A 23,709-nucleotide genomic window follows, 5' to 3' on the forward strand; every position below is an offset into this window, starting at 1 on the left:
TCCTCTTAGTAATATTAACTAAATGTCCATTGTCACTATTATTCTTTAATCCGATGTCATATTTCCATATATATCGTTAAACTATTAGTTCCTCTTTTACCGCCTTTGCCACATACCAAAACATCACCGGTGGAATAGCATTTCCCAAGGCTCTATACTGAGCAGCCTCACTTCCAACAAGCTCAAAATCATCTGGGAAAGACTGTATTCTTGCCACTTCTCTAGGTGTAAATCTCCGGTATCTCTTTCCTTCCATAAGCACTGGATCAGTACTGTTCAAAGATACTTTTGCCAAATGCGCCCCCACCGTATTACAAGGCTTATTAATATCTTGTGCCCTTCCCTTGTTCATACTCTCTCTTTTTTTCATCATTCCAGCTACAGCACGTTCGCTAAAAAAATATTTTTCATCCACTTTTTTCTCAATGACCTTTTTTAATGGTGCAAAATTATTTTCATCTTCTATCTCCACATCTGGAAATGAAAAATTTACATTTAAATCTTTTCTAAATCCAACAATAATCACACGTTCCCTCTTTTGTGGCACTCCATAATTGGCTGAATTCAAAATGCGGTACTGAACATCATACCCACTTTCTTCAAATTCTTTCATGATTAATGGAAATGCACTTTTTTTATTTGCTGTAAGAATCCCCTTTACATTCTCTGCAATAAAACATTTAGGTTGTCTTTCCCTTAATATCCTGCACATCTCGAAAAACAGCTTTCCTCTTTCATCCTTTACGCCGAGACGTTTGGGATTCTGTGCAATAATAGAAAAAGACTGACATGGGAAACCACCTGTCAAAATATCAAACTCTGGGATCTCTTCCGACTTTACCTCTCTGATATCGCGGTTATCAGGCGTAATTCCAAAATTCTCTTTAAAAATATTACAAGCATTATCATCAATATCATTGGCATAAACTATCTCCATGCCATTAGACTCATAATGTTTACCCAAGAAATCAAAATCACCCAACAATCCAACATCCGTTCCGCCACATCCACAAAACAATGATGCTACTTTTAATTTTTCCATGTTAACAACTCCTCAAATTGTCCCACTTGCTTGGGATCAAATGTTATATCCGCTCCATCCGCAGGTATCATATCGATCTTATCTTGCTTATAAAGTCCTACCGGATCTTGTAACAAAAACATTTTTCGTTCCGATTTACTAAGAAGCAAACGATATACAAAATATCTATCATGAGTACTGCTCGCTGTATTCCACTCATTTTTTGTCAAATGAATTCTGTTAAAATGTAATGGTTTTGAACTAATAGTCGTTTTGACTTCAATATATCTCTTTCGCTCATCCAGCTCTACCGAACTAATATCATATCCAACGGCAAATTGCGTAGGTATTCGCTTAATCAAATGAATCAAATCCTCACGACCACCTAATTTAATTCTCATGCACTCATGCCCATGAACCAGACTTTCACCTATGTCACCTATGTCTTTTGTTGTCAGCATATCATAATATGTAGCAATACGCTTTTCAATCACATCATCCCTTTCAATAAAGTCTGCTAATCCAGCATCTTTGGCATTTCTTGCATTTTCTTTAAGCTGCTTTAATTCTTCCGCATCATTTGCAATATATGCCAAAATATCTGTTGAAAAATCCGTACTCTTCATATCTCTATTGACATATGCAAACCAGCCGTCACTACAGGCTTTCACCGTCTCCAAACTTCCATGACGACTTTGTATCATATTGTCATATCCATCAAACCACTCATTGGATTCACAAAATTTTATAATCGATTCTTCTTCCAACGTATTAAGATAGTATGTTCTACTATCATAAGTCTTCAAAAGATTTGCAATCTCCATGTAATCCAAAATATCGCCTGCATAACGTACCACATCTCCAGTTTGATCATACGTCATTTTATTCTTTCGATTATCTGAAATCCTCTTCCATGTACTCTCAACACCTTCGTGATCTCTAGTCACACGCAAATCGTTAAATATACAATGGCATGCCTCTGGTTTAGTTATCCCAATAGAATTTTCACCTTCTCTATTAGCATATCTTAATAATTGCAAAACATATTGTGCAGGTTTGAATTTTATGCCTTGCTCTATCTGCTCCAATACCGCCCTAGGCTTTATATGTGCACCCGGATATTGAAAATTGTATAGAAATACTTTAAAACACTCAACCAAATCTTGATTATTAGCTAATTCTATTGCTCGTCTACCCGGTTTGTCTGTTATCTCCGTATGTTGTATAAATCCAAACAATGCTGAAATCTCTGTTCTCCAATTATTTATTGTTTTTAATTCCCTATGTGCATTTCCCGGATATCGAAACAGGGCAGCATTTACATCAGCAACAAAATCATCCGTTGCTTTCTCACCTACCCTTGCAATTTCCTCTGCAACATATATTAAAACATTTTCTATATCTCCTTTAAAGCGAGGTCTAACATGATGCAACCTAAAATAATACTCTTTTGGTATTTGATATTCAGCCATTATTTTCATCTCCTAACGCTTTTGTTAATTGCTCTGCAATACACTGTGCCATAAGCGGTGGCACTGCATTTCCCACTTGTCTAAACTGTTGTGTTTTGTTGCCTAAAAAAATAAAATCATCTGGAAATGATTGTAATCTTGCACACTCCCTAACCGTTGGTACTCGATTATATTTATAATGAAAATGATGTCTATGTCCTGTATCAATAGTAGGTGCAGGTTTATCACTTGCAAATCTTGTCCATGCAACATGAAAATTTCTACTATTTCTATATTCTTCTGGTAAATCCTTATAGTTTCCACCATCTGGAACCAAAGATATTATTTTTTTGACTTTTTCAGAATGATTTGCAGCAACATGATTTCTAACCACACTTGAATTTTTTCTCATTAGTTTTTGATAATCGTTCTGTGCATCTGTGAGATATAGCGCATTCTCACAACCTAATTCACTCTCTAATGTGGGAAGATCTGACAATGCCATGCTACAACTTACAATTTTAGTGATAGCTTTCGGATATTCGTAGTGTCCCTTTTTCATTCCCACAAACACTACACGTTTTCTATTTTGCGGCACCCCATAATCTGATGCACATAATACTTTATATTGAATTTCATAGCCCAAATCAGTAAATTTCTTGATAATACTATCTTTGATCTGTCCACCAAATAAGCTTACAAGCCCCGGAACATTTTCAATTACAAACGCTTTCGGCTTGATTTCTTCCACTAAACGTATATATGTCAAATAAAGCTTATTTCTAGGATCATCAAATTTTCTCGGTCCTGAAAGTGACATTCCCTGACAAGGAGGTCCACCTATAATGACATCTATAGTTTTATCTCCAATTAATGGTTTTATATCCTTTTCATATGTTAATTCTGTTATATCTCCACAAATCGATTTTGACCCTTTGTGATTTAATTCAAATGTTTCTAAGGCTTTAGCATCATTATCTATTCCCAGCAAAATATTGTAGCCTGCCTTTTCAAATCCATAAGATAAACCTCCACATCCACAAAATAAATCAATGGCGTTTAGACTTGTTTTCATTTTGTTTTTTTACCTTTCTATTATCCTCTGGTTTCTCTGCATTCTCTGGAATTGCCCAAGCTTCTCCCAACTTAAATGTACCTTTTATCCGGTTTTCAGAGCATAATATTTGTACTCTGCGTTGAGAAATATTCCATTTTTTTGAAGCTTGATTTGCTGTCATATAACCCATATTATTTACCTCAACTTTCATATATCATTATATTCTACGGGGCGAACAAAAGCAACCTGATCTTTTTCTCATTTCAGTTCTCATTTCATTCCAATCACATACAGTTAAAAAGAGACATCGTTTTCATTGATGTCTCTCCAACTATTTCTTATCAGCCATATAATATTTCTGTTCTTACAATCTCCTCAGCTCTCTCCCGAATATTGTTCATCCTCTGCACCCAAAGCATCTGATTTTTCTCTTTCAAATGTTCCGTCACGCCCTCTTGTTCTGCCATCTGCTTTACAAGCAGATCAAACTGTGTCTCTGCCTGTTCCTGCATCATAAGCAAATGTCCCTTTAGTTTTCCGCTTAAAAGCATCGTCTGATAGATGCCGCTCCGATGCTCTTTCAAATAATGTTTTCTCATAAGCCCAAACTTTCTCAATTCTCCTTCCGGCTCCGGATTAGGAATTAAGTTTGGTATCAAGTAATCTCCATTTTTCTCGTATGTAATATTCATACTCTGTCTCTCCTTCTCCGAATTATATTTCGGTACTGATATTGCGTTTTTTCGACACTCCATGTTCCTGTGTATGCATGGATTGTTGTTGCGACTGTTCTTTTATAATTTTCTGCTTTTCCACCAGACGTTCCTTCATGGTTTTAGGTTCCAACGATTTCACAAATTCTGTAAAGGCTTCGCCCAATCCTCTGTTGGAAATAAACTGCTTCATTTTATCCAATAGTCCACTCACATCTGATACTTTTTTCTCTAGTGCAACAATCTTCTTTTCGTATTTTTCCAACAACTTATTTCTGGATACAGCTCTGCTAAAAGCATCTATGATTTTATCCCAGTCGCTTTTCTTTACTTTGACATATTCTTCGCCACCAAAAATATTGCTGACTGGAACCGCTGCACTTTTCAATTTCTTCGTATCTTTCTCTGTTTCTTTGGCTATAGTCTTTAGGGTATCTGCTCTCAAATCATGTTTTTTCAGCACTTCCTTGTTATCTTTTTCCTTCTCATCTAACTTTGCGATCTGATCGGCAAGTTTCTCTGCCTGTTCTGCCAGCCTTTGATTATTTTCTTCTATTTTCACCGCTTGATGCTCCAACTTTTCCACTTTCTGCATCGCAGCTTTATACTCCGGCAGGGTAAGATTATCTCTCTGTACGCCCAACACCTCGACATCAATCCCTTTTTCCTGACAAAGTTCCGTCAAATAAGCTCGCTCTCTTTGTTGCCATGCAACTGTTTCATTTTCCTTTTTGCTGACCGCCTTTGCAAATCCCATTTGCTGCAATGCCTTAGTCAGACTGTTGCGTGTTTTCATGCCTGTTTTATAGCCATTTGCAACCGGAATATAATCAATGTGCAAGTGTGGCGTTGCTTCATCCAAGTGCATAACACAATTAAACAGATACAAATTGGGATTACGCTCTTGAAACGTTTTTGCATACTGCTCCAATATTTCAATAGCTGCCTTTGCCTCCTCAGTAAGCTTTCCAGCTGCACCCACCACAGGAGTGTCATCCTTTTTGCCTATCTGAACGATATTCTCATAGAATGTCTTTTCCTTATTACCGGAATTCTCTATTTCTTTCAGATACTTTTCCTTTCTACGATCCTTACGCTTTTGTCCTGCATTATACTCCATAAGTGCCTGCCCAAAGCATTTCTCATATGCCTGTTCCAATGATTCCTGTATATAAATTCGGTTCCAAGCTGTCCTTTCGGGTACCACATTATTACTGATAAACTCTCGGTTATTATGTGTCAGATGTCCCTTTCCCTTTGGAAATGAAATTGTTTTTGCTCCCAGTCTTTTTACCTTCTTTCTTCTAGCAATGCTCTAAATGCTGTTTTATTAGGAACCTTCTCGAACATTAGCAGTTCGAGAAGTATCGCCAGCTCCGCTGGCTCTTTTGTTACTTTTGCCAAAAGTAACTCCTTATTAGTTTTGACGCAGGCATCAAAACATAAGTCGCTCTCCGAGGGCTCTGCGAGGCTCTTGCCAGCCTTATGGCTGGCATATCTGCCATAAAATACATGGCAGATTGCTCACTCCGTCAGATAATCCCCTTCCAGCGTTCGCTTCGGCTAACGGTACCGGATATGTCTATTCCGGTACCCAGTCACCCATTGCAAGTGCCATCGTCATCATTGCATTCGACATATCTGTCTCTGGCACTCCTGCTGCTCTTGTTCCATCTCATCTCTATGATCTCCGGTCTGTGAAGCAGCAGGTATGGCATTTCCATATATACTTTCCATTTCCTCTAGCAGCTCTCTCTTTAGCGTTGATAACTGCATGGAAAGCATCTTCTCCGTTACACACTCTGAAAGGTTTTGTTGCAATGCTTCTTGTTCTATTGCATGGTTTCCATCCAATATCTGAACAAATGCGTCTGAAAGTATTTTCCCGTAAGATCCTTCTTTTCTTGTAATACTCTGCAAATATTCCCATGTTCTACGCTGATTTTCATCATCCATACAGAAGCGCACGTTACTTGAGCGGTATTCCTTCCGCATCTGAATCATCCTCTCATTCTCTGTTTCATCATGGCAAGTGCCTCATAACCTTTTGCATTAGCACATATATCTGTGATTACGGTTACTTCCGGTTTGGCTGTCAAGTCAGAGAAATTTTGTAAAAGACAGCCTCCACCACCAATGATATAAAGGTGTACCAATTCTTCCCGATATCCATGCGCTATGAGTTTCTTCATAATTTCCGCTGTATAGTTTTCCGCAATCCGCTTGGTCGTCATAGCTACTGCATCTGTCCTGCCCCCGATTCCATTCCTCAAAAGCGGCTCAATCAACATCTCCGACACATCCACTCCACTGTGCTTTGATACTTCTTTTTGTATCTTTTCCATACACTGATGTACCCCGAACACTTCTGTGCTGATGCTGTTTTCCATCGGTCTGCCATCATGAATTTCCAAAATGCTCATGGTTCCGTTTCCTATATCAACCAACATATTCATCCCCGGCATAGAGCCTTGATTATGTACTGCTGCAAGTCCCTGCGGAAAGATTTCCAAGCCACATAAATGGACTTTGTATCGTTCCTTACGGAATGAAAAATCCAGATCCTTTTCACGCATGAGATAGTTTCTCCATTCCGCTGCCTGCGTCTTTACCCATGCTAGAGGTAATCCCACTGCAAGCACCACATCTGCCTCATGCAATCCTCTATACTTCATTTCCTCTGCCAGTCCTGCAAGTGTCAGAATATAGAAATCATCCGATTCCGTTTTATTGCCCTGATATACCAGATGGCTCTCACCAATCACGTAATATTTATCCCTATACTTTACATAATTGGTACTGACAATCGGCTCCTCGTCATAACACTCTATCCCAGTCTGAAATACCCGGTGTGCTGTCTTGATATTTCCATAACCATGATCCAGACCTACATAAATTTTCCCTGTTGCTTTATTACTTTTCTGATAATTAAATTTCTGCATCTATTTTTCCTCCTGCTGTTTACATTTGTTATTGCAATACTCTTTTGCTGTTTTTCCCGTTTACATTGTTTACAACTGCTGTACCTTGCATATTTACTGGATTTTTCCGTAAACCATAGTGTTTACTATCTCGCATACACAGACTGTAAACAGAATTTGTAAACAAGTATTAAAAAACTTATTTTTTATCAAATGGTATTTCTGCATGTTCCGGCAATTTATGAAATTCTTCTTTATCGACTATCCTGCGCCATCCTCTTTGTATTCCATATTCTGCAAATCGGTGGGACGATATTTTCTCCCAGCCGGAAATACTGTTGTTCATGACATTATTGATTTCCTTTAATTCCCAGTCCTTCGGCATATCGTATTCATGGTCAAATGCTTCTTTGTAAATCATGATGCTGCATACATAATCCTGTGACAGTTCATTTAGCCACAACTGGATAATTCCGACTTTCGCATCCTCCGGCATAAACTCTTTCTGCATCTGGCGCAGATAATTTTCTGTATCTTTGGATAATTTCAATTCATGCTGACCGCTTCGATACAGCTCCATTGCCTCTGCCCATGCCTGAATGATATAATTCCTTGCCTCTTTCTCGTCCTCCAGAATATGCTTCTCCACTCTGTCCGGATGTACCAGTATCGGTGCAAATCTGCGATTGCCGGTTCTGTCTAATGGTAAAAAATCCATGCTGTTTGATGTGCCAACAAACACGCATTGTCTTGGTCTGTCCTCCGGATGTGTTTCATAAGGAATTTTATAAGTTTCTTTCTGTCTGCTTATAAATGATTTGATATCTTCAATACTCTTGGCATTAACCGTAGCCATCATCTCTGACATTTCGATAATCCAATGCCCCTGCATTTTCCGGTATACATTATCATCATCCATGCGCTTCAGATCGTCCGAGAACCATTCATCATTGATTGCAAGGAACCGGAAAAATGTAGACTTTCCTGCGCCTTGTCCACCCACCAAACACACCATGATTTCATACTTACATCCCGGCTCATATACCCTATGTATCGCCGCCAGCATGAGAAGCTGCATCATTTCTCTGGTATAGGCATCCTCCTCGGCTCCCAGATATTTAGGAAGCAATCTTCCAATTCGATACTTTCCATCCCATACAAGCTGCTCCAGATACTCCCGAATCGGATGATATCGGTTCTCGCTGGCTGCGATATTCATGGCTTTGTTGATGTTCCTCTCATTTTTCAGTCCATACTGCTTTTCCAGATACCAATGAAGCTGGTACACATCGGTATCAGTCAGACTGGAAGATGTTCTTTCCCATCCAAGATCACCAACAATATCTATTTTCCCGGAAAGTTCATTTTTTCTGATGGCACCTTTTAACAAAGGATCTCGCTGAAAAACAGTCATACAATTATCAATGCTTTGGCAGATATTCCCTTTATTATTTCTTACAAGGTCAGCCTGAATATCCTCTGCACTGCTCTTTTCCTCCTCAAGCACTTTCCTGACATCGTCCCATGATACATCTGCTCCACTTTCTGACATTTCCTGCAACCTGCTCCACCTCTTTTCTGCCCTGCATAAATAACTCTTTTTTCTCCTGCTCACTTCCCATACAGAGAATATCCAGCCAATAATTGATGATTGGTTCTGCATGAAGCATCATGGCGTAATCCTCTGAAAATATTACATCCGGTGGCTTGCCATAAAGCAGCTCTCCACTATATTCAATCTGTATCATCGCATCTTTTAACAGTTCTATTGTTTCCTCACACCATCTGGAAAATTTTTTCTTAATCTGAATAATGCGCATGCGCTCCTCTTTTTCCCTGCGAAGCCTTTGCCTTTCTTCTCTGCTCATTGCTTCTGTCTGAACATGTAATCCAAAATCCTCAATCAATTTCTTTGCGGCATCGTATTGGGATAATCCATACATTCTTGCTGTGTAATCAATCACATCTCCACCCACACCACAAGCAAAGCAATGATAATTTTTATCCACCTTCATGCTTGGATGTCTGTCATCATGGAATGGACAGCAGGCAACACCATTTTTGCGGATACGAAGTCCATAACTTTCCGCTACCTGTCTTGTGGTTAGCTGCTCTTTCACTTCTGAAAATATATTCAAATCACAAATTTCTCCTTTCCTGCGGAGAAAGCCTTTGCTATAATAAATTTGTTGTGGATAGAAAGGCTTTTTCCTTTTTATTCTGTAATGTCCCTGTTACCAGCAGGGGCATTTTTCTGTAATGCAATCAATTCTTTGACCAATGCCCTTAAAAGCAGTTCATTTTCTAAATTTTCGTTATGCAGTTCCTCACATATCCGCTCTAACACCTTTGATAATCGAAATGACATATAATTGCCTGACACTACCTTAATTTCCTGCTCTAAAACTGACTTTCGATAATATTCACCTTTCGGCACTCCCGATAATATAATTTTTGCCTCAACTTCTGCTTTTTCTTCATCACTCAGCCAGAATGCGATTGTATTATGCCGAAATCTATCCTCCCGTTTACACGCCATCTTCCTCACCTCGATCCACTTTTCCAAGACGGTCTGCAATTTTCTCCTGTGCATCCCTTGACTGGTGGCAATAGGTTTCAATCGTTGTCGTCACCTTTCCATGTCCCAGCCTCTTAGCAATCTCAATCGGACTGAACCCCATCTGCACCAGCATACTTGCATGACTGTGTCTGGTACAATGTACTGTGATTTTCTTAACTCCAGACAACTTAATTCCGCGTTCCATCTCATGCTCAAAGAAACTCTTTGTTCTTCCTGCAAATAATCTGGTTCCCGGTTTTGGTCGATACAATGTGCTGATATATTCTCGAATCTCGTCCTGCAATTCCTTATGAATAGTTATCACTCGTACCGAACTTTCTGTCTTTGGAGCTGTAATCAAATCTTCTCCATCAAGCCTTGTAAGTGATTCATCCACCCGGATAGTTCCATCCTCGAAATTTACATCTTTCACCTGCAAAGCAAGTAATTCTCCAATACGCATACCTGTCCAAAACAATATCTGAAATGCCATCCAAGAATCTCTTTTATCCATAATTGCATCTGAAAATTTCTGAAATTCTTCCAACGTCCAATACGGGCGTTCATCCGCTTTGCTTTTTCCCATACTGCCTGCCTTGTGGCATGGATTGGAGCGTAATTCATAGAATCGCACCGCATAGTTGAGAATGGAACTAAGCTGATTATTGATTGTTTTCAGATAGGTAGGCTTAAATCCTTTATCAATCATTTCGCCTTGCCACTTTCGTATCATAGGAGCTGTGATTGCATTGATAGGTGTATTTCCAAAATACGGAAGCACTTTATCTTTCATCACATATTCTTTCTGCTTCATGGTGGTTTTCCGCAGTCGTTTCTCCATATCTGCCTTATATATCTCCCAGAAATCATTCAAGGTCATGGTCGGATCAGAGGTTTGCTGCAATATGAAATGCGCATACCATTCCTCTGCTTCCTTCTTCGTCTTAAACCCTCGCTTCTGGGATTTCTTCTTGGTTCCCGTCCAGTCTGTCCACCGATACTGGATATGCCATGTACCGTTTGGATCTCGCTTTGCACTGCAGCTCATGCACTCACCTCCTTGGCTCCGCCGTACCATTTCTCACGAAAATACTCCACCGGAATTTTGCCTGCGATTGTAAGGAAACCTTTTCCGGCAAGCTCCTTATTCATTTCTCGTAAAATCTTGTAGGATTTTCCCATGCTCACACCGAGCATCTTTGCAATGTCTTCTGCACTGTAGTAAATTTTTTCGTTCATAGTGTTCTTTCCTTTCTTTGTTTCTGCATAGTATCATTTTGTTTCGTTTTTATAATATCGTAACATTTGTTTCGTGTCAATATCTTTTTTCTTTTATTTTTTTATCTTGTGTGGTATGCTATATATGATATTGAAACATCCATAGCTTTAAAGCAGGAGGAAATCACAATGACAGTTGGCGAAAATATAAGACGCATCCGTCAGGAACGTCACCTAACGCAAAGACAATTAGGAGAAATGGTTGGTGCAAGCGAAGCCTATATTCGTGCTTACGAGAGTGGCAGAAGAAATCCGAAACCATCTTCCCTTGAAAAAATAGCAGAGGCACTTGCGGTCAATCCCGAAGTACTTGCAAATTCAGATTTTGATGGTGTAAAAGCCATGCATAGACTGTTTCAGGTATTTCGCCAGTATGACGGTTCATTATTTGAATATCAGGATAAAGACGGAAATGATATGGTAGGAATCAGCTTTGGAACATTATCGCTGATGCGATCATGGTTAGAACGATATGAAAAATATATGGATGAAGTCGAGAAATGCAATGGAATAAAAGATGTCAAAAAACGTGGAGAAGCACTGCTGAAGGCAGAAGCGGACTTTAATCTTTGGATGGATATATATCCGGAATCGGAGACGTGGCAGGATAGATTGAAAATTCAGAAGACACATGATGAAACCTTGGATAAGATTGGATTAAATTCTAAATTCTAATCACTATAAAATTCTTAATAATATGCAAAGGAGAATCTATATGCAAAATTTACAAATTAAAGATATTTATTTTGGAAAAATTGACGGTTATAACGAATTTCTCGAATATGGACAAGATACTTGCAAAGGACTTTTTTATGAGTTTCCTAATATTGATATATCACGCCTACTTGATGGCTCAACATATTATATCTTTGGAAACAAAGGCACTGGTAAAACCATGCTTCTCAAATACCTCGAAAGTATAATTTCTGAAAATCCGTCCCAAAATTTTAGTGAATTTATTCGTTTTAAAAGAGATGTAGATGAGGAAGAACGTAACCAAATAAAACGATCTGCTCTCCCCAATAATTCTTTCGAAGAAATAATAGATAGTGAAATCCCTACTGATTTCACATTAGACTGTTCACTTGCATGGCAGGTTTACCTAATCAAAGTGATTGTATCTAGACTTTCGAGAACCGAATATGGCGTATTCGATCGCAACACTGAATCATGGACAAAGTTATATACATTGCTTAATGCTATCTATGGCGAATTAGGAGCTGATAATACTATTAAAAAAATACTTCCTAAAATGAGGCGTGGAAACCTTGAAATTGATTTTAGCAAAATAGCTAAAGCCAATTTAGAATTTGAATGGGTTGATTCAGAAAAAAAATCTGTATCATTTACATCTTTGGCCAAACAAATAATAAACCTATATTCTGTTTTAACCCCTGTAGAAGATAAAATCTATATTTTCATTGATGAGCTTGAATTAGCCTTTAAACAGACAAAAAAATATCAGCGAGATGTCACTTTGATTCGAGATTTAATTTTTGCAATAGAGTACTTATCCGATATTAATAGAACGCATAATTTCAATGTTTTCTTAATTACTGCAATACGTAGTGAAGTATACAAAAATATAATTTCCAAAGGACTAGAAATAAATAAAACTATTCATGATTTTGGTGTTACTATTTCATGGGAGCAAAAAGGGGGAAATATCAGAAACCACCCTCTATTAAAAATGTTAGAAAAAAGAATACATTTCAGTGAATCTAAATTAGGGCTTGAACCATCTCCTGATATTTGGGAAACATATTTTATACCATATATTGGAAACAACAAAAAAGAAATACAAAATTATATACTTGATCAGACATGGTATAAGCCAAGAGATATAATAAGACTTTTTACTGTTATCCAACGACTTCACGGAAATAAAAATGTTATTGATCAAGAATGCTTTGATACCGCACGCAAATCTTATGCAGAAGAATCATGGATTGAATTTGAAGAATTTTTAACGGTAAAATATAGTGATAAAGAAGTAGAGGGTATAAAAAAATCGTTGACAGGAATACAGTTGCCTTTTTCAGTTTCAGATTTCCAACATCATCTGAATAGCAAAAAAGACTTTTTTGATGAAGTGAATGAGTTAGTTACTAAACGAAAAACACCCGAAATATTAAAAGATTTATACGATATAGGAATAATTGGTAACTATGGTTCAACTTCTAGATTTATGTTTAAAGGTGATACTGATATTGATCCAATAATGCCAATTACTATCCATTATCCGTTAATTAAATTTTTTCAAGCATCAATTAATTATTATTAAAAAAATTTTGTACCCAAAACGTACCCATTCACACTAAAAAAATCCCTACAAAGCCCATAAATACAGGCTTTGCAGGGATTTACCTTTTTATTCAAACTCTACAAAGACTAACGCTTTTTGTTTAGGAATTATTCTCTGTAATGTTTCTCGTTCTTTTGATTATTTGATATATCCATATTATCCTGCCTATACGAGCTAATGTTATCATTTTGTTATCGGCATTGATAACACCTACTCGATAACTGTGGATAATAACTATATGTAGCATGTCAAATTATAAGCTATTTTGCTTAGAGATTCAACACAAAACTGAAATTTTACTTTTCCTTATATTCATCTGGTATTGCTATTTGAAATGTTTCACACAACAGCATCACATCATGCACATCATTTTTATCGTGTTCATATCCCAAATGAAGCATTACCTGACTCAATGGTTCAATACAAGAAACAGTTATATCTCCAACTTTTCCAATACCGGAAAAAGTTTTTGATGGAAATATATCTCCCTCATAAACAATTCCGTCATCTGTAAATTCAAAACAATGTAAATCAATGATTCTTTGTTTATCATCTTTCCAGACAGTATGACCATCCGTTGTATAATCAGTATTTACTTCCTCAAATCCATGCTGCTTAATCACATAAATATAATCATGATAATGTTTCAGTTCAACAAACAAATCAATATCATTGTGTATTCTTGATTCTCTTTTAAGAAGTGCATCAACACCCCATCCGCCATCTAAATATACTTTAATTTCGTTTTGCAAAGCATATTTTATAATTTCACATGCATCTTCTGTACGTACCATAATCTATCCTCCAAATTCAAATCTTTGTATGCTTTCCAACTCACTAAAAGCCTGAAATTTGTCAGTCTTTCATCCTTTTTGTTATCAATCACCAATTAGCTGTAATCCATTAGGATTTAGCTGATATATTTTATCGCACACCTCTTCAATATACTTTCTATCGTGAGAAATGCTAATGACAGCCCCCGGAAATTCTCGGAGCATTTTTCTTATTACCGGACCGGACAATGGTGAAAAATTTCTTGTCGGTTCATCCAGAATAAGAACATTTGCACCACTTAAGCTCATCCTCAAGAGAAGCACTTTCGCCTTTTGTCCGCCTGATAACTCCCGAATCGGATGCTCCATTTCATCTGGTGTGTATTTAAGTGAACCAAGGTATGTTCTAATTCTTGTACGCTCTTCTTTATCTCCTGTTTTATCAAGGTAATCAACCGGTGTAACATCCAAATCCAGCAGGTCTTCATAAGTTTGAGGCATATATTCTGCTTTAATGTCATTCCGATTTAGGAGTTCTTCCGCTATCTTTTTTAGAAGAGTCGTTTTTCCTGCCCCGTTGGCTCCTATCATACAGATTTTTTCTGAACCTTTTATTTTTAAATGAATTCCTTCTGCTAAAATTCTTTTGCCATCCGGAGTCACAAGCTTTGAAAGTTCATATTCTATGACCGTTTTTCCTGCGGGAATGTGTGAGTTTTCATCCCCTAATTTGACAAAGATTGCTTCTTCCTGTTCCGGCATCTGAGTCATATTTTCATCTTCTTTTTCAAATCTTCGTTCCATTGCCTTAACCGTATGCATTTTGTCCTTTAAGTTTTTGGCAACAGACGGTGCTTGTCTGGTACAACTTCTTAATGCACCTTGTACACTCTGCATAACTCTTTGATATTTTTCATCGCGAATCTTTTTCTCCCTACGGTCACTCAGTGCCCGCTGTTTTTGGATTTCAAATTTATGAAGCCGTTCTTCCACATAGCGTCTATAGGGAAGCTTTGCCACGGTATATCTCGCCTTTGTTTTTCGTATAATCTGCTCGATATGTATCACCATGTTGGCAGTACGCTCTATCAGCGTTTCATCGTGTGAAATAAAAAGCACAATGTGCTTCCAGTCATTTATGATTTTTTCCAGTAATGTAAGCGTCGCAATGTCGATGTCATTGGAAGGTTCGTCCAACAACAGCACAGAAACATCGCGAATGAAAAGCCTCATAAGTTGTGTCTTGACTTTTTCGCCTCCTGAAAGACTACCCATTGTCTGGTTACTGTAGAAAAAATCATTTTTCATTCCAAATTTTCCCGCAATAACAGACAATTCTTTAGGCGTTTTCTCCCAGAATATTTCCTCTTCAGAAAAATATTCGTATATTGTTTTTTCCTTATCTTCATCGAGCATCTCCTGCGGAAGATAACCAAGACGTTCGTGTCCCATTATCCTTTCCCCATCTGCTTCTATATAGTTTTCTACAAGCGACGGATTGTATATCCACTTCATTAATGTCGATTTCCCATTTCCCTCTTCTCCAATAATAACTGCCTTATCTCCATCATTTAGCACAAGGTTGAAATCATTAAGAATTATTCTCAGGTCTTTTTTATGTGTTAAATTTAATTTTTTTATCTGCAACATTAAAGTTTCTCCTTTTCGAAGTCTGAGCCAATTATTATTTTGAACACACAAAAACGAGTCTTTTTTGCATACGCAAAAATAGACTCGCTAAATAGCCCCTTATTTCTTTTCCAAAAGGAAAACAAAGGAAATGCCTCTTGCGATAATCCAACTTAAGCGTACACAAAACAAACCTATTCTCTACAGGCTCAATAACTATATGTGTCTTACTTAAATCAAATTATCTATTAATCATTTCCTCACCTTACACAAAATGTGCCTTTCTTTCTTCTAATGGCAATACTATCATACTGTATTTTTTGTGTCAATACATTTCACCTTATGGAAGTGCAAATTAAAATTTTCACTTCCTAATTATACATCCAACCATTACGAAATTCAATCTTTCACAACCTCTTTACAACCACAACCACAGCACTCCAGCAAACGCAGGAGCACCATACCGTAAAACGCTTATGTGTAAATCAACTCCGTTCCTACAACTTCCCTCACACAAGCCTGAATATTATTCATTCTTCCAATCCATTCGTAGGGATTATCTTTCTTTAATTGTTCCGTCACATCTTGTCTGTCGGCATATTCCTTTACCAGTCGAAGAAACATATCCTCTGCTTGCTTATCGACTTCTGCAAGATAACTATGCAGCTTTCCGCTTGTCAGCAGGTTCATATATAACACTTTATAGTGTTCCTTTAAATGCCTTGCATGTCGTTTCCCCCATAAACCAATCGGCTCTATTTCTTCTTCGGCTGGTACTGTGATGTTCGGCAATAAATAATCACCCACCTGTCTATAAGTTCCGCCCATTTCTTCAAAAATTGTCTTTGTCATTTTCCTTTTCCTCCTGTGATTTTTGTCTATCGTGATCGTGTATTATCACGCTTGCGACCTTTAACTGTTCTTGCCTGCTCCAACAAATCATCTATCTGTTTGCGACCAAAAACCTTACGGAGCAGGCTGTAATCTTTATTTTCTGCTTTTAGGATTTTGTTTTCTTCGGTCAATCTTTCATTGACTTTCTCCAAACGCTGATTGGTGCGGTATAACTGTGCATTCGCTGTATTCAGCCTATGATAGTTGTCCCACCCCTCAAAGCAGCGGGCAAGCACCGTTTTGACAAGTTGCTTCAATTTCCTTACAACCGGCTCTGCCATTTTGGTTTTATATGCCTTTGCAGTCATAAATTTCTCTGGTTCTGGCAACTGATATTTCGGTGCAGTATCAAGCTCTATTTCAAGATTTGACAGCTCGTCTTTTGCCTTATCATAGTTCAATACTCGTTCCGACAACACATCAAATTCAATCTGTTTCTGCTCGATTTTCGCACCTAATGCCGCCACTTCTTTTTCTCTTTCCTGCTTTTTATAATCCAAAACAGAAAGATGTTTTTCGTGTGTGCCTAAATGTTCCCACTCAATCCCATAACGTTCCATCACCGCCGCAAGCTGTTCTTTTTCGGACTGTATCCATTGCGACCACTCCGTATCGCCACGACTGCCGCCCTTAAAACCTTGCGTTGCAAGAGCCTGCTTTAGTGACACTCTTGTATCAAGTCCACGCTTGCTGCCTGTGGTAAAAGGTACAAAATCTATGTGCAGATGTGGTGTAGCTTCATCCATATGCAGATGAGCCGAGAACACCCGAAGCTGTGGATTTCGCTCCTGAAAACCCTGATAGTATTCATCTAAAATCTGCTTTGCCAGTTCTCCGTTTTCCGTATCGGCGTTCATATTTCCCTTACCGCCCACCTGTAAAATGATTTCGTGGAACGGTTTTTCCTGCTTGGAACTTCGGATTTTTTCATAATAATCTTTTATCTTTCGGTCTGACCTTATCTGCTTGGCATTGTATCTTTCCAATGCTTCATCAAACAATTCGTGATAAACTGTCTTTATATTTTCATTGCAGTAGTCGATATTGAGATGAGTACGAGTTCCGTCTACATTTTCTGCTCGGAACTTTCGGCTATTGTGATTGACCGAGCCTTTACCGACCATTGCACTTATCGTTCTCTGCATTTTTTCATCTCCCATCTGTAAATTTCAACATTCTCAGGTTTTGTTACTTTTGTCAAAAGTAACGCAAAAGCACTTTTGACGGGTACACCCATCAAAAATGCGACCTGTAAACAGGTTTTGCGTTCTCCGAAGGCTCTCCGAGGGGTGAGCGTGTGCCGGTGGCACACACGCCTGCGAACCGACCGAGCCAGCAGGCGAGACCAAAGAGCCGCCTTTGAAAAGGCACTCTCTGCACACTCCCCTAAACTTTATCCGGTGTCAAAGTGTGACGATGGTGACAATGTTTTTCACAGCGTGCTGCTCTCAAAAACATTGACACCTTTGACACCGTTTGTCACGCCGTCTGCTCGGTTTCTTTCCAAAGTGAAACCTTTCTTCCGTCGTGTGTGCGGCTGTTCTGATAACGGATACCGTAATCACGAAACAGCCTGCTTGCGTTGATACTGAGCCTTAAAGAAAGTACATTCGGCTTTATATCCACCGCAAGCCTTTCGCAAAGTTCCGAAGCAGTTCCTTCCCATCTGTCACTTTCCGAAAAGAGCGTATCCGCTATCTTCTCAAGCAGAGGTTCGGGCGGTTCTTTCCACATCTCCGTTTCCGATTTTGCAAAGTTCCACACCAATCGCTCGCTGTCCCTTACAAGATGGATTTTCATATCCTGCTGGTCTCTGCCAGCAACATCAAGTGTGGCATTGTTGGAAGTACGCTTGTCCTTACTGAGAACAAATGCACCGTCTGCCGCACCCATCAGACCATTCGTGCCTGAAATCATATCGAATATATCTTCCGATTTTTGTTTGCGTGTATGATGAACAATAAGCATTGAAACCTTGTAACTGTCTGCCAACGCTTTCAGCCTTGCCACAACATCATAATCACTTGCGTAGCTGTAATCTGCTCCGCCTGCTTCACGCACACGCTTTAAGGTGTCTATGATAATCAAGCCTGTGTCTGGGTGTTCCCTCATAAACCCTCTTATCTGTTCTTCCAGTCCGCCATTGACCGTTTTACATTCCGTTGCGAAATACAGATTGCCTGTCTCCTTTGCACCGAACATCTGAAACAATCGCTTCTGCAAACGTGGGTAATCATCTTCAAGGGCAAAATAAAGCACCGTTGCCTTACGCACCTTATACTCCCAAAGCGGTGTGCCTGTGCTGATATGATAGGCAAGCTGTGCCATCATAAAGCTCTTTCCCACTTTCGGGGAACCTACGAAAAGGTAAGTTCCCCTTTGGAGCAGACCGTCGATAAGTGGTGTCTGAACCTCAAACACCGTATCATACAGCGTTGTCATTGATACTGTTTTCAGATAGGAAGGGTCTAACTGTCTGAGTATTTCCCTTTGCATTTCTTCAAAAGATTGCTCGTACCCCTTGAAATCCGTATCCTGATTGACTATACTATTGTCAGTACATTTGGAAAGTGACTGTTCCGCATCTGTTGCCGCAGATACATTTGGAATAGTCATTTCTTTTTTATTCTCCATTCGCATCCTCTCCTTTCAAACCGCCGAGAATAATGGAAATCAGTTCTATTACACTCAGCAGTTCATCATCCACACCTTTTCCTGCTTCAATCCTTTTCAGTTCCGCAAGGACTGTGGCAAATTCCGTTTTCAACGCCTTATACACTCTCGGATTGCCCTGTACCACCACATCCTGATTTAAGCAACGGCGGTAACAATACTCCTGTTTTGGCAATCCTGATAGAGCTACAGCTCTGTTAATGAGTTCGTTTTCTTCGGGCGATACTCGAAACCCTACTGTGATATTCCTCCAACGATTTTTGTTATCTCTGTTCTTAGCTGACATTTTCAAAATCTCCTTTCCCTAAATCATCTAATTTTTCTGCCATCTCAATCTGCTTTGACGGAAAGAGGTGTGCGTACTGATAAGTAATATCAATACTTTCGTGACCAACTCGGTCAGCAATCGCCACCGCAGAAAAGCCCATATCAATCAAGAGTGAAATGTGGCTGTGACGGAGATCGTGAATGCGGATACGCTTCACGCCTGCCGCCTTTGCCCCTCTGTCCATCTCGTGATGAAGATAGCTTTTCGTCACCGTAAAGATACGGTCTTTCTTCTTCAATCCGTAAAGCATACCGAGATATTCTTTCATTTCCTCACACAGAAACTTCGGCATTTTAATCGTGCGGTTGCTCTTTTTCGTTTTCGGAGAAGTAATCACATCCTGCCCTTTCAAACGCTGATAGGATTTATTGATTGTGACTGTTTCCTTATCAAAGTTGAAATCTGCCGGAGTCAAAGCTAACAGCTCGCCCTCTCGGATACCGCACCAGTAAAGCATTTCAAACGCATAAAAGGAAACAGGCTTGTCCATCATCTCAAAAGAGAATTTCTTGTATTCTTCCTTTGTCCAGAACAGCATTTCCTTGTGTTCCTCACGTCCCATATTTCCCACCTTTGCCGCAGGATTGGAACGCAGTTCATAGTAGCGGACAGCGTGATTGAAAATGGCGGACAACTGATTGTGCAGCGTTTTCAGATACGTCTGTGAATAAGGCTTTTTCTTCTCATCACGATAGGCAAGCATTTCATTCTGCCAAGTAATAATCTCCTTTGTGGAAATCTCGCTGATTTTCAGTTTCCCGAAATACGGAAGTATCTTTGTGCGTATGATATGCTCTTTGGTAAGCCACGTGTTTTCCTTCAAACGGTTCTTCACATCATTGATATAAAGCTCCGTAAAGGCTTCAAAACTCATATCAAGGTCTGAAGAAGTCTGCAATTTGAACATTCTTTCCCATTCCTGTGCTTCTCGTTTGGTAGCAAAGCCACGCTTGCATTTCTGCTTGCGTTCCCCTTTCCAGTTCACATACCTTGCCATCACATACCAAGTACCGTTATCTTCATTCTTAAATACCGGCATTTACATTTCCCCCTTTCCTGCTCCGTAGAGCCTTTCGTAAAAATACTGGCGATTTACACGCCCTGCAATCGTAATAAAGCCCTTTGCTTTCAATTCCTCATTTAATTGTCTGATGAGTTTATATGCATAAGGTTTTGATACGTTTAGTTCCTGAGCCACATCTTCGGCTCGGATAAATCTGTTTTCCATATCCTTTTTCTTCCTTTCTTAAAATAATTTTTTGCTTGCCGCTTTCTCCGTGTTAAAGTTCCAACAGGCACTCCTGCTTGTCGGCAGGCGCTGTGCTGTCCCAATGCACCGCAGTACATCAGGCGCTCGCTCGTATAGGGGTTCCCGAAAAGTCGGAGACTTTTGGGGAAGAGGAGGAGCAGTGCAGCGAATGAGCTTTTGTGCTTGCACACAAGCGAACGATACGGAACTTGCTCCGACGAGGTCTTGGCGGTTTGGCTTTTCGGACGGTCATTCAGTTGTCGCATTAAGCATATTTGTTTAATTCGTAATTTATTTTACTAAACATATTTGCTATTGTCAAGTGGTTGCAAAGAAAATATTAAACATTTTTGTTTCGGTTTTTCTTGACTTCCACTAAACATTTCTGCTATACTTATTTCACTAAATATAAAAGGAGCGTATCATTATGGCTATCAGCGAAAGAATACATTTTTTCAGACTAATGCGTGGTATGACACAAAAGTATCTCGGTACAGCAATCGGTTTTCCAGAAAAGAGTGCTGATGTGCGTTTGGCACAGTACGAAACTGGTACACGCAAACCGAAAGCAGACCTTACAAATGCATTGGCACAGGTGCTTGATGTTTCTCCACAGGCTCTTGATGTTCCTGACATAGACAGCTATATCGGTCTTATGCACACTCTGTTTACCCTTGAAGATATTTACGGTCTTACTGTCAGTGAAGCAGACGGAGAGGTATGCTTAAAGGTCAACAAGGACAAAGGCAGAGAAGCATATGAACTCCTCAAAATGCTGTATGCTTGGAAAGAACAGGCAGACAAGCTATCTTCCGAAGAAATCAACAGAGAAGAATACGATAACTGGCGTTACCATTATCCAGAGTTCGACACCACACAGCGTTGGGCAAAAGTTCCATCACAGGAATTAAGTGACGCTCTCGTGGAAGCATTCAAAGACCACTTGAAAGATAAATAAGCACCTACAGGACCTGCCACTGGCAGCTCCCTACAGATGCTTTGGCAACGACAAAAAAGCCCTTAACTATGGTTATTAACCACAGCTAAGGGCTTAGTTTATAATATGGAATTTGTTCAGAGCCAAGCTCCGAACTTTAGTCTGCAAGCCACCTGTTAATTGTTCCGTTACCCATAAACCACTGGATAACAAGAATAATGGCACTTGCTATGACTGTTATCAATTTGTTATCAAAAGACTAATCGAAATCGCTGAAACCCGCATAAACACTGGCTTTTTTAAGCAACTCGATTTATTCAAACTCAATCGTTCCGGGCGGCTTACTGGTAATATCATACATTACTCGGTTCACATGGCTCACCTCATTGATGATCCTACTGGTCACCTTCTGTAATACTTCATAAGGGATCTGTGCACTCTCTGCGGTCATGAAGTCGATCGTCTTCACGGCTCTCAGTGCGATGGCGTAATCATAGGTTCTCTCATCCCCCATAACGCCTACGGATCTCATATTGGTCAGGGCTGCGAAGTACTGGTTGATCTCGCGATCCAGACCTGCGTTAGCGATTTCCTCGCGGTAGATGGCATCTGCATCCTGTACGATCTTGACCTTCTCGGCGGTTACTTCGCCGATGATACGGATACCCAGTCCGGGACCGGGGAACGGCTGACGGAATACCAGGTGCTCCGGGATACCAAGCTCCAGTCCTACCTTACGGACCTCATCCTTGAACAGGTTGCGCAGAGGCTCGATGATCTCCTTGAAATCTACATAGTCGGGCAGGCCGCCTACGTTGTGATGGGACTTGATCACTGCGGATTCGCCGCCCAGTCCACTCTCTACCACGTCGGGATAAATGGTTCCCTGTACCAGGAAATCCACGGCACCGATCTTCTTCGCCTCTTCCTCGAAGACGCGGATGAACTCTTCGCCGATGATCTTTCTCTTATGCTCCGGTTCGGATACACCTGCCAGTTTGCTGTAGAAACGTTCCTGCGCATTCACACGGATAAAGTGCAAGTCATAATTACCGTTAGGACCGAAGACTGCTTCTACCTCATCGCCCTCATTCTTACGGAGCAGGCCGTGATCTACAAAGACACAGGTCAACTGCTCGCCGACTGCCTTGGATAACAGTACTGCTGCCACAGAGGAATCCACACCGCCGGACAATGCACAGAGAACCTTACCGTTGCCAACCTTCTCACGGATTGCCTTTATAGATTCTTCCACGAAAGAATCCATCTTCCAGTCACCGCAGCATCCACAGATGTTGCGTACGAAATTATACAGCATCTTGGAGCCTTCCACGGTGTGAAGTACTTCCGGATGGAACTGGATTGCATACAGTCCGCGCTCTACACACTCTGCTGCTGCCACGGGGCAGTTGGCGGTGGTGGCCACGGCACGGAAGCCGGGAGCCAGCTTGGAGATATAGTCGAAATGGCTCATCCAACAGATCGTATTCTCGGATACATCGGAAAACAGCTTGGAACTGCGGTCTACCTTCACCTCAGTCTTACCGTATTCCCGAACGGCTGCACGCTCTACCTTACCACCCAGCACATGGGTCATCAGCTGTGCGCCGTAACAGAGTCCCAGCACAGGAACTCCTAAGTGAAACAGATCCTCGGAGCAGGTAGCCGCACCGGATTCATAGCAGCTTGCGGGGCCGCCGGTCAGGATGATTCCCTTGGGATTCATCGCTTTTATCTTATTCAAGTCTGTCTTGTAAGAGTAGATTTCGCAATATACATTGCATTCTCTGACTCTTCTGGCGACCAGCTGATTGTACTGTCCGCCAAAATCAATGACAACTACCAGTTCTTTTTCCATGGTTGTCCTCCAGTATATTTTTCTGTCCTCTATTATAGGGTATGGTGCAGGGGAAGTCAAAC

25 protein-coding genes are annotated in these 23,709 nt (G+C 40.0%); 3 read left to right on the forward strand and 22 right to left on the reverse strand.

Annotated elements, in window-relative coordinates:
- Positions 1 to 76 precede the first annotated feature (76 nt).
- The 13 genes from dcm to DWZ61_RS12000 all read right to left on the reverse strand — a co-directional run bounded on the left by dcm (position 77) and on the right by DWZ61_RS12000 (position 10,962).
- Entirely contained in the window at positions 77 to 1,042 is a 966-nt protein-coding gene (gene dcm / locus DWZ61_RS11940) for a DNA (cytosine-5-)-methyltransferase (RefSeq protein ID WP_118538704.1), read from the reverse strand.
- Positions 1,030 to 2,493 (reverse strand): DUF3883 domain-containing protein, encoded by a 1,464-nt coding sequence (locus DWZ61_RS11945; RefSeq protein ID WP_182427062.1) that lies wholly within the window; start codon positions 2,491 to 2,493, stop codon positions 1,030 to 1,032. The genes dcm and DWZ61_RS11945 overlap by 13 nt, the downstream gene beginning before the upstream one ends.
- A complete protein-coding gene (locus DWZ61_RS11950) occupies positions 2,486 to 3,547 on the reverse strand; it encodes a DNA cytosine methyltransferase (protein WP_118538708.1) in 1,062 nt (353 codons plus the stop codon). Before DWZ61_RS11950 ends, DWZ61_RS11945 begins: the two co-directional genes overlap by 8 nt.
- On the reverse strand, positions 3,522 to 3,740 hold the full coding sequence (locus DWZ61_RS11955) for a helix-turn-helix domain-containing protein (protein ID WP_243026396.1): 219 nt from the start codon (positions 3,738 to 3,740) through the stop codon (positions 3,522 to 3,524). Before DWZ61_RS11955 ends, DWZ61_RS11950 begins: the two co-directional genes overlap by 26 nt.
- Before the next feature lie 130 nt (positions 3,741 to 3,870).
- Positions 3,871 to 4,221 carry a TnpV protein gene (locus DWZ61_RS11960; protein ID WP_118538712.1) on the reverse strand — a complete coding sequence of 117 codons (351 nt, stop codon included), beginning with the start codon at positions 4,219 to 4,221 and terminating at the stop codon, positions 3,871 to 3,873.
- Between the two features lie 22 nt (positions 4,222 to 4,243).
- Entirely contained in the window at positions 4,244 to 5,449 is a 1,206-nt protein-coding gene (locus DWZ61_RS11965; protein ID WP_243026397.1) for a plasmid recombination protein, read from the reverse strand.
- A gap of 416 nt (positions 5,450 to 5,865) precedes the next feature.
- Entirely contained in the window at positions 5,866 to 6,237 is a 372-nt protein-coding gene (locus DWZ61_RS11970) for a hypothetical protein (RefSeq protein WP_147354715.1), read from the reverse strand.
- Positions 6,238 to 6,242: 5 nt separating this feature from the next.
- Positions 6,243 to 7,184, reverse strand: coding sequence for a ParM/StbA family protein (locus DWZ61_RS11975; protein ID WP_118538718.1), 942 nt, complete (start codon positions 7,182 to 7,184; stop codon positions 6,243 to 6,245).
- 178 nt (positions 7,185 to 7,362) lie between these two features.
- On the reverse strand, positions 7,363 to 8,577 hold the full coding sequence (locus DWZ61_RS11980; RefSeq protein WP_347475440.1) for a virulence-associated E family protein: 1,215 nt from the start codon (positions 8,575 to 8,577) through the stop codon (positions 7,363 to 7,365).
- Positions 8,578 to 8,662: 85 nt separating this feature from the next.
- Positions 8,663 to 9,301 (reverse strand): CHC2 zinc finger domain-containing protein, encoded by a 639-nt coding sequence (locus DWZ61_RS11985; protein WP_182427066.1) that lies wholly within the window; start codon positions 9,299 to 9,301, stop codon positions 8,663 to 8,665.
- A gap of 77 nt (positions 9,302 to 9,378) precedes the next feature.
- Positions 9,379 to 9,702, reverse strand: coding sequence for a hypothetical protein (locus DWZ61_RS11990; RefSeq protein ID WP_243026398.1), 324 nt, complete (start codon positions 9,700 to 9,702; stop codon positions 9,379 to 9,381).
- A complete protein-coding gene (locus DWZ61_RS11995; RefSeq protein ID WP_118538724.1) occupies positions 9,692 to 10,771 on the reverse strand; it encodes a site-specific integrase in 1,080 nt (359 codons plus the stop codon). The genes DWZ61_RS11990 and DWZ61_RS11995 overlap by 11 nt, the downstream gene beginning before the upstream one ends.
- The gene (locus tag DWZ61_RS12000) at positions 10,768 to 10,962 is read right to left on the reverse strand and encodes a hypothetical protein (RefSeq protein ID WP_055193847.1); all 195 of its coding nucleotides are present in this window, start codon (positions 10,960 to 10,962) and stop codon (positions 10,768 to 10,770) included. The genes DWZ61_RS11995 and DWZ61_RS12000 overlap by 4 nt, the downstream gene beginning before the upstream one ends.
- A 168-nt stretch (positions 10,963 to 11,130) precedes the next feature.
- Here DWZ61_RS12000 and DWZ61_RS12005 point away from each other — a divergent pair, with 168 nt between their 5' ends.
- Entirely contained in the window at positions 11,131 to 11,676 is a 546-nt protein-coding gene (locus DWZ61_RS12005; RefSeq protein ID WP_118538726.1) for a helix-turn-helix transcriptional regulator, read from the forward strand.
- A 40-nt stretch (positions 11,677 to 11,716) separates the two neighbouring features.
- Positions 11,717 to 13,285 carry a hypothetical protein gene (locus DWZ61_RS12010; RefSeq protein ID WP_118538728.1) on the forward strand — a complete coding sequence of 523 codons (1,569 nt, stop codon included), beginning with the start codon at positions 11,717 to 11,719 and terminating at the stop codon, positions 13,283 to 13,285.
- A 317-nt stretch (positions 13,286 to 13,602) separates the two neighbouring features.
- Here DWZ61_RS12010 and DWZ61_RS12015 read toward each other — a convergent pair whose 3' ends face one another.
- From DWZ61_RS12015 to DWZ61_RS12050, 8 genes are all read right to left on the reverse strand, one after another.
- Positions 13,603 to 14,100 (reverse strand): aminoglycoside nucleotidyltransferase, encoded by a 498-nt coding sequence (locus DWZ61_RS12015; RefSeq protein WP_009247521.1) that lies wholly within the window; start codon positions 14,098 to 14,100, stop codon positions 13,603 to 13,605.
- A gap of 84 nt (positions 14,101 to 14,184) precedes the next feature.
- Positions 14,185 to 15,729 (reverse strand): ATP-binding cassette domain-containing protein, encoded by a 1,545-nt coding sequence (locus DWZ61_RS12020; protein WP_009247522.1) that lies wholly within the window; start codon positions 15,727 to 15,729, stop codon positions 14,185 to 14,187.
- 453 nt (positions 15,730 to 16,182) lie between these two features.
- Positions 16,183 to 16,560, reverse strand: a complete 378-nt coding sequence (locus DWZ61_RS12025) for a TnpV protein (RefSeq protein ID WP_009247523.1) — start codon at positions 16,558 to 16,560, stop codon at positions 16,183 to 16,185.
- Between the two features lie 26 nt (positions 16,561 to 16,586).
- Complete coding sequence (locus DWZ61_RS12030; protein ID WP_009247524.1) at positions 16,587 to 17,747, reverse strand: plasmid recombination protein; 1,161 nt, start codon at positions 17,745 to 17,747, stop codon at positions 16,587 to 16,589.
- 334 nt (positions 17,748 to 18,081) lie between these two features.
- Positions 18,082 to 19,236: an AAA family ATPase gene (locus DWZ61_RS12035; protein WP_009247525.1), complete on the reverse strand. Its 1,155-nt coding sequence runs from the start codon at positions 19,234 to 19,236 to the stop codon at positions 18,082 to 18,084.
- A complete protein-coding gene (locus tag DWZ61_RS12040) occupies positions 19,226 to 19,561 on the reverse strand; it encodes a hypothetical protein (RefSeq protein ID WP_009247526.1) in 336 nt (111 codons plus the stop codon). The genes DWZ61_RS12035 and DWZ61_RS12040 overlap by 11 nt, the downstream gene beginning before the upstream one ends.
- Positions 19,551 to 20,642 carry a site-specific integrase gene (locus tag DWZ61_RS12045; protein ID WP_009247527.1) on the reverse strand — a complete coding sequence of 364 codons (1,092 nt, stop codon included), beginning with the start codon at positions 20,640 to 20,642 and terminating at the stop codon, positions 19,551 to 19,553. The genes DWZ61_RS12040 and DWZ61_RS12045 overlap by 11 nt, the downstream gene beginning before the upstream one ends.
- Complete coding sequence (locus DWZ61_RS12050; protein ID WP_009247528.1) at positions 20,643 to 20,831, reverse strand: transcriptional regulator; 189 nt, start codon at positions 20,829 to 20,831, stop codon at positions 20,643 to 20,645.
- A 448-nt stretch (positions 20,832 to 21,279) separates the two neighbouring features.
- On the opposite strand from DWZ61_RS12050, the gene DWZ61_RS12055 reads away from it, so the two are divergent.
- On the forward strand, positions 21,280 to 21,810 hold the full coding sequence (locus DWZ61_RS12055; RefSeq protein WP_009247529.1) for a helix-turn-helix transcriptional regulator: 531 nt from the start codon (positions 21,280 to 21,282) through the stop codon (positions 21,808 to 21,810).
- A gap of 292 nt (positions 21,811 to 22,102) precedes the next feature.
- On the opposite strand, the gene guaA is transcribed toward DWZ61_RS12055, so the two are convergent.
- Positions 22,103 to 23,647 (reverse strand): glutamine-hydrolyzing GMP synthase, encoded by a 1,545-nt coding sequence (guaA, locus tag DWZ61_RS12060; RefSeq protein WP_118538730.1) that lies wholly within the window; start codon positions 23,645 to 23,647, stop codon positions 22,103 to 22,105.
- Positions 23,648 to 23,709: the final 62 nt, after the last annotated feature.

Origin of the sequence: Clostridium sp. AF34-10BH (assembly GCF_003478095.1) — a bacterium.
Classification (GTDB): Bacteria; Bacillota; Clostridia; order Lachnospirales; family Lachnospiraceae; genus Acetatifactor; species Acetatifactor acetigignens.